This window comes from Pedococcus ginsenosidimutans (assembly GCF_039544395.1).
Classification (GTDB): domain Bacteria; phylum Actinomycetota; class Actinomycetes; order Actinomycetales; family Dermatophilaceae; genus Pedococcus; species Pedococcus ginsenosidimutans.
In genome coordinates this window covers 143,120-156,231 of the sequence record NZ_BAABLO010000011.1, presented here as the reverse complement: position 1 = coordinate 156,231, position 13,112 = coordinate 143,120, and the positions used below count along the sequence as shown (strand labels likewise).

At 72.4% G+C, this 13,112-nt stretch carries 12 protein-coding genes; 6 read left to right on the top strand and 6 right to left on the bottom strand.

The window, feature by feature from the left end; all coding sequences use genetic code 11:
• Nucleotides 1–6 precede the first annotated feature (6 nt).
• The 3 genes from ABEA42_RS11750 to ABEA42_RS11740 all read left to right on the top strand — a co-directional run bounded on the left by ABEA42_RS11750 (nt 7) and on the right by ABEA42_RS11740 (nt 3,342).
• On the top strand, nt 7–708 hold the full coding sequence (locus ABEA42_RS11750) for a response regulator transcription factor (RefSeq protein ID WP_345503508.1): 702 nt from the start codon (nt 7–9) through the stop codon (nt 706–708).
• Nucleotides 705–1,916 (top strand): winged helix-turn-helix domain-containing protein, encoded by a 1,212-nt coding sequence (locus tag ABEA42_RS11745; protein WP_345503506.1) that lies wholly within the window; start codon nt 705–707, stop codon nt 1,914–1,916. Before ABEA42_RS11750 ends, ABEA42_RS11745 begins: the two co-directional genes overlap by 4 nt.
• 73 nt (nt 1,917–1,989) lie before the next feature.
• On the top strand, nt 1,990–3,342 hold the full coding sequence (locus ABEA42_RS11740) for an MFS transporter (RefSeq protein WP_345503505.1): 1,353 nt from the start codon (nt 1,990–1,992) through the stop codon (nt 3,340–3,342).
• Between the two features lie 22 nt (nt 3,343–3,364).
• Here ABEA42_RS11740 and ABEA42_RS11735 read toward each other — a convergent pair whose 3' ends face one another.
• Nucleotides 3,365–5,176 (bottom strand): potassium channel family protein, encoded by a 1,812-nt coding sequence (locus ABEA42_RS11735; RefSeq protein ID WP_345503504.1) that lies wholly within the window; start codon nt 5,174–5,176, stop codon nt 3,365–3,367.
• Between the two features lie 160 nt (nt 5,177–5,336).
• Between ABEA42_RS11735 and ABEA42_RS11730 the strand changes: the two genes are divergently transcribed.
• Complete coding sequence (locus ABEA42_RS11730) at nt 5,337–5,624, top strand: GNAT family N-acetyltransferase (protein WP_345503502.1); 288 nt, start codon at nt 5,337–5,339, stop codon at nt 5,622–5,624.
• Nucleotides 5,625–5,669: 45 nt separating this feature from the next.
• Here the strand turns inward: ABEA42_RS11730 and ABEA42_RS11725 are convergent, their stop codons facing one another.
• Genes ABEA42_RS11725 through ABEA42_RS11715 form a run of 3 tightly spaced genes read right to left on the bottom strand, consistent with a single transcriptional unit; the run spans nt 5,670 to nt 7,475 of the window.
• The gene (locus ABEA42_RS11725) at nt 5,670–6,653 is read right to left on the bottom strand and encodes a hypothetical protein (RefSeq protein ID WP_345503500.1); all 984 of its coding nucleotides are present in this window, start codon (nt 6,651–6,653) and stop codon (nt 5,670–5,672) included.
• A gap of 1 nt (nt 6,654) precedes the next feature.
• Nucleotides 6,655–7,299, bottom strand: coding sequence for a cytochrome b N-terminal domain-containing protein (locus tag ABEA42_RS11720; protein WP_345503498.1), 645 nt, complete (start codon nt 7,297–7,299; stop codon nt 6,655–6,657).
• Nucleotides 7,296–7,475, bottom strand: a complete 180-nt coding sequence (locus ABEA42_RS11715) for a hypothetical protein (RefSeq protein ID WP_345503496.1) — start codon at nt 7,473–7,475, stop codon at nt 7,296–7,298. The genes ABEA42_RS11720 and ABEA42_RS11715 overlap by 4 nt, the downstream gene beginning before the upstream one ends.
• Before the next feature lie 288 nt (nt 7,476–7,763).
• Here ABEA42_RS11715 and secA point away from each other — a divergent pair, with 288 nt between their 5' ends.
• Nucleotides 7,764–10,712, top strand: coding sequence for a preprotein translocase subunit SecA (secA, locus tag ABEA42_RS11710; RefSeq protein ID WP_345503494.1), 2,949 nt, complete (start codon nt 7,764–7,766; stop codon nt 10,710–10,712).
• A 158-nt stretch (nt 10,713–10,870) separates the two neighbouring features.
• Here the strand turns inward: secA and ABEA42_RS11705 are convergent, their stop codons facing one another.
• Nucleotides 10,871–11,443 carry an Rv3235 family protein gene (locus ABEA42_RS11705; RefSeq protein WP_345503492.1) on the bottom strand — a complete coding sequence of 191 codons (573 nt, stop codon included), beginning with the start codon at nt 11,441–11,443 and terminating at the stop codon, nt 10,871–10,873.
• A complete protein-coding gene (locus ABEA42_RS11700; RefSeq protein WP_345503490.1) occupies nt 11,440–12,375 on the bottom strand; it encodes a LysM peptidoglycan-binding domain-containing protein in 936 nt (311 codons plus the stop codon). The genes ABEA42_RS11705 and ABEA42_RS11700 overlap by 4 nt, the downstream gene beginning before the upstream one ends.
• Nucleotides 12,376–12,554: 179 nt before the next feature.
• On the opposite strand from ABEA42_RS11700, the gene ABEA42_RS11695 reads away from it, so the two are divergent.
• Nucleotides 12,555–13,097 carry a hypothetical protein gene (locus ABEA42_RS11695; RefSeq protein WP_345503488.1) on the top strand — a complete coding sequence of 181 codons (543 nt, stop codon included), beginning with the start codon at nt 12,555–12,557 and terminating at the stop codon, nt 13,095–13,097.
• Nucleotides 13,098–13,112 lie beyond the last annotated feature (15 nt).

Below are 13,112 nucleotides of genomic sequence, written 5' to 3'. Positions count from 1 at the left end.
GGGCCCGTGAGCAGCGGAGATGTGGGGGATGCCCCGGTGACCGACCCCATCCGGGTCGTCATCGCGGATGACCACGTCCTCTACCGCCGCGGGCTGCAGATGGTCGTCTCGCAGGACGACGACATCGACATCGTGGGCGAGGCCGGTGACGGCAAGGAAGCGGTGGACCGCGTCGTCGAGCTGCTGCCCGACGTGGTGCTCATGGACGTGCGCATGCCCCACACGTCCGGCATCGAGGCCTGCAAGACGCTCAAGGCGCTCGTGCCGTCCACCAAGATCATCATGCTGACGATGTCCGACGAGGAGTCCGACCTCTACGAGGCGGTCAAGGCCGGGGCCAACGGCTACCTCCTCAAGGACGTACCCGGCGAGGAGATCGCCGCCGGGGTGCGTGCCGTCCACCACGGCGACTCGCTCATCTCCCCGTCGATGGCCTCCAAGCTGCTGGCCGAGTTCGCGCAGATGAGCCGTCGGCAGGGCGAGCGGCCGAGCGCCGTCGGGGCGCCGCGGCTCACCGACCGCGAGCTCGAGGTGCTGCGCCTGGTCGCCCGTGGCCTGGCCAACAAGGAGATCGCCCACCAGCTCTTCATCTCCGAGAACACCGTGAAGAACCACGTCCGCAACATCCTCGAGAAGCTCCAGCTCCACTCGCGCATGGAGGCGGCGATGTACGCGGTGCGGGAGAACCTGCTCGAACCCGGCGAATGACCGCTGGCGTCACCCTGCCGCCGGCGCCACTGCGCCTGACCAAGGCCCAGGCGCGCCGGATCGCGTTGGCAGCACAGGGATTCATGGACCCGAGGCCGGCCCCCGGCGAAGCGACCATGCGGCACCTGCAACGGGTGGTCGACCGCGTCCAGGTGGTCCAGATCGACAGCGTCAACGTCGTGACGCGCAGCCACTACCTGCCCTTCTTTTCGCGGCTCGGGCCCTACGACACCGCGCTGCTCGACCGCGCGAGGGACCGTGCCCCGCGCCGCCTCGTCGAGTACTGGGCGCACGAGGCGAGCCTCGTGCCGCCGACGACGTGGCCGCTGCTCGACTTCCGCATGCAGCGCGCCCTCTCCGACGCCTGGGGCGGGATGCAGCGGGTCGCTCAGGAGCACCCGGGCCTGGTGGCGGCGGTCAGGGCCGAGGTGGTCGCAGGCGGTCCGCTGACCTCCCGCCAGGTGGAGGCCGCGCTCGAGCACGACCTGCCGCGTGAGCGCGAGCACTGGGGCTGGAACTGGTCGCTGGTCAAGAACGCGCTGGAGCACCTGTTCTGGTCGGGGCAGATCAGCTCGGCCGGGCGCACGAGCCAGTTCGAGCGGCGCTACGCCTCCCTGGAGCGTGTCCTGCCGCGGGCCGTGGCGGAGCAGGCGGTCGACCCCGCCAAGCGGCCGGGCCACGAGGAGGCGTTCCGTGAGCTGATGATGATCGCCGCGCGCGCCCACGGTGTCGGCACCGAGCAGTGCCTGCGCGACTACTTCCGGCTCAAGCCCGAGCAGGCCCGCCCGGCCATCGCCTCCCTCGTCGCCGAGGGGCGGCTGCTGCCGGTCACGATCGAGGGGTGGAAGCGCCCCGCCTACCTCCACCCCGAGGCACGTCGACCGCGGCGGGTGCACGCCCAGGCGCTGCTCAGCCCGTTCGACTCGCTGGTCTGGCAGCGGGAGCGGACTGCTGCGCTGTTCGGCTTCGACTTCCGGCTCGAGATCTACGTGCCGGCGCCGCTGCGCGTCCACGGCTACTACGTCCTGCCGTTCCTGTTCGGCGACGCGCTGGTGGCCCGGTGCGACCTCAAGGCCGACCGCGCGGCGGGGGTGCTGCGCGTGCACGCGGTGCACTGGGAGCCGGGCGCACCCGCGGAGGCCCGCTCGGCACTGGACGCCGAGCTGGGGTTGCTCGCCGGCTGGCTGGGCCTGGGCTCGGTCGGCTGAGGCTGGCGGGATCCCGGCGGCGCTTGACCAGATCGCGCTGTCCCGGGCCGCCTCTGGCACATAGTCTGCGGGGGTGACAATTCCTGCCACGGACCGGTCCCCGGCCCCCACCCGTACGAAGCGTGTCCACCGGGCCTGGTGGGTCACCGCGGTGGTCCTCGCCGCGCTGGTCGCCGCTGCCGGGTTCCGGTCCTCCACGGGGGCGCTGCTCGAGCCGCTCGAGAGCGAGTTCGGGTGGTCGCGGGCCACGACTTCGGGCGCCGTCACCGCCAACCTCGTCGTCTACGGACTCACCGCACCGTTCGCGGCCGCCCTCATGGAACGGTTCGGCATCCGGCGCGTCGTCACCGGTGCCCTGCTGCTCGTCGCGCTGGGCAGCGGCCTCACCGTGGTGATGACCGCGGCCTGGCAGCTGTGGGTCCTCTGGGGCCTCGCGGTCGGAGTCGGCACCGGCGCGATGGCCCTGGTCCTCGGCGCGGTCGTGGCCAACCGGTGGTTCGTGGAGTCACGCAGGGGACTGGTCACCGGCGTCTTCTCCGCTGCCGGTGCGGCCGGCCAGCTCGTCTTCCTGCCCGGCATCGCCGCGCTCGCCACCGGGCCGGGGTGGCGGTGGGCCGCAGTCGTCGTCACCGGGGCGGCACTGCTCCTCGTGCCGCTCGTCGCCCTCGTGGTCCGCGACCGGCCTGCCGACCTCGGGCTCCGTCCCTACGGCGCCGAGCCCGGTCAGGCCCTCGACGAGCAGCCGGCCCAGCGTCGTGGGACGGGGGAGGGTCCTGCCCGAGCGGCCCTGCGGACCCTGCGCGAGAGCAGCCGCTCGCGGACGTTCTGGATCCTGGTCGGGACGTTCTGGATCTGCGGCTGGTCCACCAACGGGCTGATCGGCACGCACTTCATCCCTGCCGCCCACGACCACGGCATGCCCGAGACCACCGCGGCCGGGCTGCTGGCGCTCGTCGGGGTTTTCGACCTCGTCGGCACCATCGCCTCGGGCTGGCTCACCGACCGGGTCGACCCGAGGATGCTGCTGTTCGGCTACTACGCGCTGCGCGGGCTGTCGCTGCTGTTCGTGCCGGCCCTGCTCGGCCCGGAGATCGCGCCCAACCTGTTCATCTTCATCGTCTTCTACGGCCTCGACTGGGTGGCGACCGTGCCCCCCACGATCGCCCTGTGCCGACGCCACTTCGGGGTCGCGCGCTCCGGCGTCGTGTTCGGCTGGGTCTTCGCCTCCCACATGGTCGGCGCGGGGGTCGCCGCGTCGTATGCCGGCTGGGTCCGGCAGGGCACCGGCGACTACTTCACGGCCTGGCTCACCGCCGGCGGCCTGTGCCTGTTCGCGGCCATGGCGTGCCTGGCCGTCCCGGGGTCGCCCGAGCGCGGCGCGTGGAACGCCGAGGGGGAGCAGGCCGAGGTCGCGGCCGTCGCCTGAGCCGGCCGGCGAACGCAGGGCGTCAGGAGGACGGCGCGGGGAGCACGACGACGTGCACGGTGGGGATACCGGCCCTGGCCACCTCGTCGCCGAGGGGGCACCCGGCCCCGGTGAACACCTCGAGCCTGCGACCGGGCACCGCGGCGGCGTACGTGCGCAGGGCCTCGAGGTTCTCCCCGCGGTGCCCGATGTCGTCGACGAACGCGTCGCGGGCAGGGGTCCACGACCGCAGCACGGTGCCGAGCCAGCGCGAGGTGTAGTTGCTCGCCGTCGTGCGGCACGTGCCGAGCACGAGCATGTCGACGTCCGGGGGTGCCCCGTCGGGGTAGCGCGCGAGCGCCTCCTGCACCGGCCGGGGGTCGTAGATGTCCGCTGCCGGCGAGTACCAGTAGGTCTGCACCGCCACCGAGCCGAGCGGGGCCCAGGCGAGCAGCAGCACGAGGCCGACCGCGGTGAGGGCACCCACCCGCACCGGTCCGCGGGTGCCGGCGACGAGGTGCGCGAGCAGCGCCGCGGACAGGACCGCACCCAGGATGACCAGGGCATAGACGGACTTCACGAAGTAGTAGGTGCCGACCGAGCCGCCGTTGTGCACCTGGATCGCGATGATGGCGGCCATGGTCAGCAGCGACCCCGCCACCGCGGCGACCATGGTCGTGGTGGTGGCCGAGCGCGGTGACCGGCGCGCCGTGGCGACCAGCCCGGCCGCCCCCAGCGCGACCAGCGGCAGCCACGTCGTCACCGGGAAGCGCAGCACGGCGGCCGAGTCCTTGGACAGGAAGGCGGTGCTCGTGAAGAAGGTCGGGGGGCCGTACACGGGGAAGGCGCTCACCGCGGCGAGGACGGCCATGGCCGGCCACACCGGCCACCGCAGCCGTCGCAGCTCCTGCAGCACGACCACCCCGGTGGCCACGACGAGCGGACCGGCCGCGATGGGCCAGGAGTTGAAGCCGAGCGCGATGCACCCGGAGGCCAGCACGACCGCACGGGTCGCGCCCAGGCCGCGGTCGCGCAGGACGAGGGCGAGCAGGCCCAGCAGCATCGCGGCGGTGGCCATGGCCTGGGGCTGGAAGCCACGCAGCGTGATCACCGGGGCGACCCCGAGCAGGACGAGGAGCACCACGGCGAGCCCGGCCGCCCACAGGCCCGACCGCTGCCGCCGGCCCCCGGCCACGACGACCTCGCGCAGCAGGGCGACCGCCGCCGTCCCCACCAGCCCCAGCTGCAGCGCGTAGACCGCCTCGGCCGACACCAGGGTCTGGGCGAGCGTGGGCGTGGTGTCGCCGCCGCGCAGGATCCACGGGAGGTACTCGGTGAGGAAGGCCTGGGCGGGGCGGTAGGCCGTGGGTCCGTAGAGGCCGGGGACCGTGGGGTGGGAGTAGGTGTAGCCGTGCACGACCCCGCTGGCGAAGGCGGAGCGCACGTGGTGGACGTTGTCGTAGGCGTAGACGAGCCGGCTGATGTGGTCGGCCGGGGAGCCGAGGAGCCGGGGGACGGTGAGGCCCACGCCGAGGAGCCCGGTCAGCGCGACCAGCCCGTCGCCCTCGCGTCGTCGATGGCGCCAGTCGCCGTACTCCGCTGCCGCGGCGGCCAGAGCGAGGAGCGTCCCGCCGGCCAGCCACGCCGGCCGCAGCTGCGTCCCCAGGAGGTCGAAGGCCGTCGCCACGGTGATCATGACCGTGCACACGGCGACGAGCCCGAGCATCGCGCGCACCGGCCAGCCAGCTCGGGCAGGCACCAGGGTCGAGCCCGCGACCAGCGCCAGGAGCAGGGCGAGCTGGCCCCACCCGAGGACCGCGAGCAGCACCGCGAGCACCACGAGCGCGACCCCCACGCGTCCGGGTCCTGCCCGGAGCACTCCGCGCCGGCGCCCGGCCCGCCAGCTCTGCACACCCATGGGCGGTCACGTTAGGTCACGGTGGCCCCCGCGGGTGTCGTCCGGCACCCATACCGTCCGAACGGACGGTGTTGACAGGCGTGCTTCCCTGTGGGGCATGAGTGACGTGGTGATCCGGCCCAACCCCGACGAGCAGCGCTACGAGGCGTACGTGGACGGCGCGCTCGCCGGCTTCGCGGCGTACCGGATCTCGCGCGGGCACCTCGTGCTCACCCACACCGAGGTCGACGAGGCGTACGAGGGCAGGGGCGTCGGGGGAGCGCTGGCCCGCGGTGCGCTCGACGACATCCGGGCGCGTGGCGAGCACGACGTGGTGGCGCTGTGCCCCTTCATGTCCGCGTGGATCGCCGACCACCCGGACTACCAGGACCTCGTCGCCCCCTGAGGCCGAGCCGCGCGGGGTCGCCGGACGGCCGGACGGTGGCCGGGGTCAGCGGTGGGCGGTCGGGTGGTTGCGGTAGTAGTCGCGCCAGATGAGGCGGTGCACCGGGACGAGCCTGGGGATTTCGCGCAACCCGGGGATGAGCGGCAGGAACATCAGGCCCAGCGTCAGCACCATCATCAGGCCCCAGACCTGCGCGTCGGCGTTGTCCGAGGACGAGAACGGTTCGACCTGGTACCAGAACGTGTAGAGCCACATCCACGGCTGGCCGGGGTAGTTGCCCGTCTCGTTCATCATCCCCCACTGGTCGCCGCCGAGCTGCTGGGCCCGTGCGGTGTCCTCGAGGTACGCCCCGTCGCTGAGCAGCAGGATCGTCCGGGTCTGGTCGCCACCGTAGAAGTTGCCCGAGGCCGCGAGCTGGCCCTCCAGGCCGCCGCTGCGCGCCACGCCGAGGAACGACTGGGCGAGCGTGGGCACCGGCCCGTAGCTCCCGGGAGCCACGGCGGCGGGGTTGCCGTCCGGCGCCTTGGCGAGCGCGTCGCCGTACGCCGTCGCCCACCCGCTCCGCGTCGCCGTCGATGCGCCCTGCCAGGCGGCCAGGGCTGCCTTCGTCGGCCCGTCGGTGGCAGCGCGGGTCAGGGGGTCGAGCACCAGGGCCGCGGAGTCCACCGGGATCCGCACCCCTCCCCACTTCTGCAGCGGGATCCCGAGGACCTTCTGGCCCTCGGACGCGCTGTTGTACGGCGGACCGTAGGTGGCGCTGACGCTCGTGCCCGCCAGCTCGGACGTGGCGGTGGCCACGACGTCGGCGGGCGCGGCCTGCGCCCACCCCGCCATCGTGATGGACCGCTCGTCGGGGGACGAGAACACGGCGGCGAGCGCGGCGGTCAGGAGAGCCACCACAGCGAGGGCCACCACGAACTCCTTGACGAGGTCGTAGGGCCGGGTGGCGAAGGAGTGCGAGTCCGGGGTACGGGGTGCGGGGACGTGCACGCGGGTCTGCCGCGGCCTCGTCGGGGTGTGCGTGGCCACGTCACTCACCGTCCTGCGCGTCGATCGGCGGAACCACGCCGTGCCGACGCACGAGCACGACGTGCAGGACGGTGATGGCCCCGACCGCGAGGGGGAGCAGCACCACGTGCCACAGGAGCATCTGTCCGGGGTTGAGCACGTTGAACCAGGCGCCCACGCCGATCGCGTTGATCCCGTCCTTGGCCTCGGCGCTGATCCACTGCGCGTCGAAGTTGGACTGCGACAGGTACCCGGTGAAGGCCGTGCCGATGGAGGTCACGAAGGCGACCACCCCCGTCACCCACGTCAGCAGCCGGTTGCCCCGCCAGGCCGCCATCCAGAACTTGCCCCACAGGTGGATGACCATGAAGCCGAAGAAGAGCTCGACGCTCCACAGGTGCAGGGAGTTGACGAAGTGCCCGAGCGACGACACGTGCCACCAGCCCACACCACCGACCGCGAGTGCGCACCCGGTCGCCACGACGACGACCAGTGCGGCGATGGTCAGCACCCCGAAGACGTAGATCCAGGAGGAGACGTACTCCGGCTGGCGGTCGGGGAGGGCCTGTCCCGGCGGGACGGTGTGCTCGATGCGCTCACGCAGGGCACGGGTCCAGCTGTCCGCGGGCCGATCGGTGGTGTCCCGCCGGGCGGTGCCGGTGCTCACTTCCGGGTCCCGGAGTCGTCGCGTGCCGGGGCGGACCGCCCGAACGGCACCACGAGGGCCAGCAGGAACACGACGACCATCGCGACGATGATCAGCAGGTTGGCCAGCTCGATGCTGAACCATCCCCAGTGCAGGACGTGCGGTGTGGCTGCGATGACTGCTGCTGCCCGGACCATCTCGACCTCGGCTCGTCAAGGGGCGGTCCCGTGCCGTCCGTCCCCCCACGATGCGGCGCCGCCCGGGTCCGGCCACAGGGTCCAAGGTCCCCGTTCCCCGCCGCTCTTGGACCGTCGGAACCGGTCGCGTCCCCGGCGCGTTCGCCGACAGGGGACCATTCACCGCCCCGGGGCGTCCACAGCGGCGCACCGACTCGACTAGCCTAGGTCGGGCCGTTGCCACCCGGAGGTCGACGGCTGCGATCGTCCGGGCGTAGCGGGAGATCAGAAACTTCAGGGAGATATTGCGTGTCCAAGATCGTCGAACGACTGCTGCGTGCCGGTGAAGGCCGCATCGTCAAGAAGCTCCATGGCATCGCCGCCCAGGTCAACGCCATCGAGGAGGACCTGGCGGGCCTCACCGACGCCGAGCTGCGCGCCGAGACCGATGTGTTCCGCAAGCGCCTCGCCGACGGCGAGACCCTGGACGACATCCTGCCCGAGGCCTTCGCGGCGGTCCGCGAGGCGTCCAAGCGCACGCTCGGCAAGCGCCACTTCGACGTCCAGCTCATGGGTGGGGCGGCCCTGCACCTCGGCAACGTCGCGGAGATGAAGACCGGTGAGGGCAAGACCCTCGTCGCCACGCTGCCGTCCTACCTCAACGCCCTCGAGGGCAAGGGCGTGCACGTCGTGACGGTCAACGACTACCTCGCCGAGTACCAGTCCGAGCTCATGGGCCGTGTCCACCGCCTGCTCGGCCTCGAGACCGGCGTCATCCTCGCGTCGATGACCCCCGCCGAGCGCCGGGTCGAGTACGCCAAGGACATCACCTACGGCACCAACAACGAGTTCGGCTTCGACTACCTGCGCGACAACATGGCGTGGTCCATGGACGAGCTCGTCCAGCGCGGCCACAACTTCGCGATCGTCGACGAGGTCGACTCCATCCTCATCGACGAGGCGCGCACGCCGCTCATCATCAGCGGCCCGGCCGACGCCGCCACCAAGTGGTACGTCGAGTTCGCCAAGATCGCCCAGCGGCTCACCCGCGGTGAGCTCGAGTCCGGCGAGGGCGACTACGAGGTCGACGAGAAGAAGAAGACCGTCGGCGTCCTCGAGGCCGGCATCGCCAAGGTCGAGGACTACCTCGGCATCGACAACCTCTACGAGTCCGTCAACACCCCGCTCATCGGCTACCTCAACAACGCCATCAAGGCGAAGGAGCTGTTCAAGCGGGACAAGGACTACGTCAACATGAATGGCGAGATCCTCATCGTCGACGAGCACACCGGACGCATGCTGGCCGGGCGCCGCTACAACGAGGGGATGCACCAGGCGATCGAGGCGAAGGAGGGCGTCGAGATCCAGAACGAGAACCAGACGCTCGCCACGATCACCCTGCAGAACTACTTCCGCATGTACGACAAGCTCTCCGGCATGACGGGTACGGCCCAGACCGAGGCCGCCGAGCTGAACTCGATCTACAAGCTCGGTGTCGTCCCGATCCCGACGAACCGCCCGATGATCCGCAAGGACCAGCCCGACCTGGTCTACCGGACCGAGGAGGCGAAGTTCACGGCCGTCGTCGACGACCTCGTCGAGCGCTACGAGCAGGGCCAGCCGGTCCTCGTCGGCACGGTGTCGGTCGAGAAGAGCGAGTACCTCTCCGACCAGCTGCGCCGCCGCGGCGTCCCGCACGAGGTCCTCAACGCCAAGCAGCACGAGCGTGAGGCCGCCATCGTGGCCCAGGCCGGCCGCAAGGGCGCGGTGACCGTCGCGACCAACATGGCAGGGCGCGGTACCGACATCATGCTCGGCGGCAACCCCGAGTTCATGGCGGTCGCCACCCTCAAGCAGCAGGGCCTGGACCCCGAGGAGACCCCGGAGGAGTACGAGGCAGCCTGGGACGAGGCGCTCGCCAAGGCCGAGGCGGCCGTGCAGACCGAGCACGACGAGGTCAGCGAGCTCGGCGGCCTCTACGTCCTCGGCACCGAGCGCCACGAGTCCCGCCGCATCGACAACCAGCTCCGCGGACGCTCCGGGCGCCAGGGCGACCCGGGCGAGTCGCGGTTCTACCTGTCGCTGCAGGACGACCTCATGCGCCTGTTCAACGCGGCCATGGTCGACCGGTTCATGACCACGGCCAAGATGGAGGACGACGTCCCGATCGAGTCCAAGATGGTCAGCCGCTCGATCCAGAGCGCGCAGGGCCAGGTCGAGGGTCGCAACTACGAGATCCGCAAGAACGTCCTCAAGTACGACGACGTCCTCAACCGCCAGCGCACGGTCATCTACGACGAGCGCCGCCGCGTCCTCGAGGGGGAGGACCTGCACGAGCAGATCCGCCACTTCATCAACGACGTCGTGGGCGGCTACGTCGACGCCGAGACGGCCGAGGGCTTCGCCGACGACTGGGACCTCGACCGCTTGTGGACGGCGCTGAAGACGCTGTACCCCGTCTCCATCACTCCCGACCAGCTCATCGAGTCGGTCGGTGGCCGCGAGGCCCTCACCGCCGACGTCCTGCGCGAGCAGATCACCTCCGACGCCCACCACGCGTACGACGCTCGCGAGGAGCAGCTCGGCGAGGAGGTCATGCGCGAGGTCGAACGGCGCGTGGTCCTGTCGGTGCTCGACCGCAAGTGGCGCGAGCACCTCTACGAGATGGACTACCTGCAGGAGGGCATCGGCCTGCGGGCCATGGCCCAGCGCGACCCGCTCGTGGAGTACCAGCGCGAGGGCTTCCAGCTCTTCGAGGCGATGAACGAGTCCATCAAGGAGGAGTCCGTCGGCTACCTCTTCAACGTGCAGGTGGACGTCGACCAGCCGCAGGAGCAGGCCCCGGCGGTCCAGCCGATGAGCGTCTCCGACATGCTCGCCGGCGCCGACCTCGGTGCGGCCGACGACCACGCGGGTCACGACCACGACCACGCCGGTCACGACCACGCTGCCCATGACCACGCAGGGCACGACCACGGCGAGCCCGTGCCGGCGGAGGTCGGCGCCCCCGCGGGTGGCCAGGCGCAGCCGTCCGGCGAGCGCACGCCGACGTTCCGCGCCAAGGGCCTCGAGCAGCCGGAGCGCCGCACCCGTGAGCTGCAGTACTCGGCGCCGAGCGAGACCGGTGAGGTCGAGCAGCGCGGTGGCTCGGTCGACGACGAGCTCACCCCCGAGCAGCTCAAGGGCGCGTCGCGCAACGGCCCGTGCCCGTGCGGGTCGGGCAAGAAGTTCAAGATGTGCCACGGCGCGAAGGAGTGACGGGCGACCCCTCGCCCGCACGCCCGGCCGCGTGACGACGGCGCCGCACCCCCTCGGGTGCGGCGCCGTCGTCGTGTGCGTGCTCGCTGGTCGGCGCAGCCGGCACCGGCGGCGGGGCCGGACCGGCAGGGCCCGCAGGGCCGGACACGTCGGCCGGGTCAGCCCACCTGCAGGGCCTCGACCCGCCACCGGCCGTCGAGGCCGACGAGGCGCAGGGCGAGCGCCCTGACCCGCCCGCCGTCGACCACGACGGCGCTGGCCTCGGCGACCCCGTCGGCCGGTTCGCACACACGCAGGCTGCGCACGACCGTACGCCGCGTGGGCGGCAGCCCCCGCCGGGCCGAGACCGCGGCGCGACGCGCCACGACGGCGTAGACCTCGGGTGTGGTCCACCGCAGCACCTGCGGCGCCGGACGGACGCCACCCATGACCTCGACGAGTGCCTGGGCGAGGTGCCCGGCCCACTCGCGGGGGTCCGGGAGGTCGTCGCGCCGGGTGGGCTGCTCGCCGAAGATCTCCTCATCCGTGCGCAGGCTGAAGTCGACGGCGAGGGCGTCCTGCACGTACCGGGGCCCGGTGGTCGCCGGGGTGCGCCAGTCGTCGTCGGTCTCGGCGATGACCGGTGGCCGGTGGCGCGGGGTCGGCAGGATCCGCAGGGGTGCCAGGGTCGAGGGAGCGGACGCACCCGTGCCCGCTCGGGGCAGCTGCACCTGCCGGGCGGCGGAGCTCATCGGACACTCACGGCGTGGGCGGGGGCGCGCAGCAGCTGGCCGGGCACCAACAGGTCCGGGTCGTCGCCGATGACCGCACGGTTCGCCTCGTGCCACGCCGGCCAGGCGGCGGCGACCTCGGCGTCGGAGGCGTCGGGACCGAGCCGGCTCGCGACGATGCTCCACAAGGTGTCGCCGCGGTGCACGACCACCCCGTCGGCAGCAGTGCGCGGTGCCGGCCGCAGGCCGAGCACCGCCAGCGGGGCCTGTGGGCGCTGCAGCGGCCGGGTCGGTGTCCACCCCGGCTCCCCGACACCTCCAGTGGGCGAGGGAGAGGGGACAGCAGTGGTCGGCGTGGGGGCGGCTGCGGGCGACGTGGTGGGCGTGGCCGCGGCAGTGGGCACCCAGCCGGGACCGGTGTGGTCGAGCGGTCCGGCGGCCGTCCCGACGGACGAGGTGACGGCGACGGACGAGGTCGCGCCGCGCGTCGGGTGCGGTGGGGTTTCGGCCATCGCCGCACCGGGGACGAGGGCCCCACCGACCGCCACGCCCACGAGGGCAGCGGCCACGCGGCGGGTCATCGCCGGTGCGGCCCGCAGGGCGAGGCCCCGGCACCGGGCTCCCACCCGTCCCGGCAGGTGGGAACCCACCGCGACGAGCATGCCGAGCCCCCACCACAGGACGAGCGCGCACGCGGTGACCGCTGCGGCGAGCCCGACCACCTCGTCGAGCGTGGCCGGACCGGGCGCGGACACCGCGCCCCACCCCCACCGGACGGCGGCCAGCAGGCCGGCCTGCGTGCCCGTGGTGGCGGCAGCGACCACCAGCGCCCCAGCTGCCACCCGACGCTGCGAAGGGCCCTGATCAGCCTTGAGGTCCTGGAAGCCCTGGAGGTCCTGGAAGTCCTGGAAGTTCTCATGGCGGTCGTAATGTCCGCCGGTCTGTCCCCTCATCGTCAACCCCCGATGTATGCGTTTGCCTTCGTTTACGTTCGATTGAACGTATCAAGGTCTGTTCGCGGAGGCAATGGGTCGCCGCTAGAGTCGGTCGGCAGTCGGCTGCCCGGGGTGGACGCGACCGCGGGGGCGGGTGCGGGGCAGCGGGGTGACATGGCGACAAAGGGGGATCGACGATGCGGTGGGACGAGCTGTTCGGGGACCTCTCGGCGCAGTGGGACGCGGAGGTGCGTCGCGAGCTCGACGCCGAGGTCGCCGACCGGACGCGGCGGGAGCGGGCGGCACTCGGTCTGTACGAGCGGCTGTGCGCCTCCGGGGGCATGCCCGTCGGCGTCGTGCTGCGAACGGGGACGACGCTCACCGGGCGCGTCGCCGACGTCGGAGACGGTTGGGTGCTCCTGGCCGGGGACGGCTCGCGGATGTCGCTCGTGCCGTTCGGCGGCATGGCCTCCGTCACGGGCCTGAGCTCCCGGGTGGGCGGCTCGCAGATGGGCCGCGCCTTCGGTCTCGGCTACGCCCTTCGGGGCCTGAGCCGTGACCGCGCGGTCGTGACGGTGACCGACCACTCCGGCGCCAGGGCCACGGGCACGATCGACGGTGTCGGCCGCGATGTGTTGGACCTGTCGGAGCACGCCGCCGACCTGCCGCGTCGCCCCGAGAACGTCACCGGCCGCCGGCTCGTCCCGTTCGCCGCCGTCGTGGTGGTCGGGGCCGCCTGACCGTGCAGGGGCGCT

Coding starts and splice junctions, on each gene's coding strand:
- ABEA42_RS11705 (WP_345503492.1), bottom strand. CDS start 11,443: ATGAGCTCCGCCGCCCGGCAGGTGCAGCTGCCCCGAGCGGGCACGGGT.
- ABEA42_RS11745 (WP_345503506.1), top strand. CDS start 705: ATGACCGCTGGCGTCACCCTGCCGCCGGCGCCACTGCGCCTGACCAAG.
- ABEA42_RS11700 (WP_345503490.1), bottom strand. CDS start 12,375: ATGAGGGGACAGACCGGCGGACATTACGACCGCCATGAGAACTTCCAG.
- ABEA42_RS11730 (WP_345503502.1), top strand. CDS start 5,337: ATGAGTGACGTGGTGATCCGGCCCAACCCCGACGAGCAGCGCTACGAG.
- ABEA42_RS11715 (WP_345503496.1), bottom strand. CDS start 7,475: ATGGTCCGGGCAGCAGCAGTCATCGCAGCCACACCGCACGTCCTGCAC.
- ABEA42_RS11695 (WP_345503488.1), top strand. CDS start 12,555: ATGCGGTGGGACGAGCTGTTCGGGGACCTCTCGGCGCAGTGGGACGCG.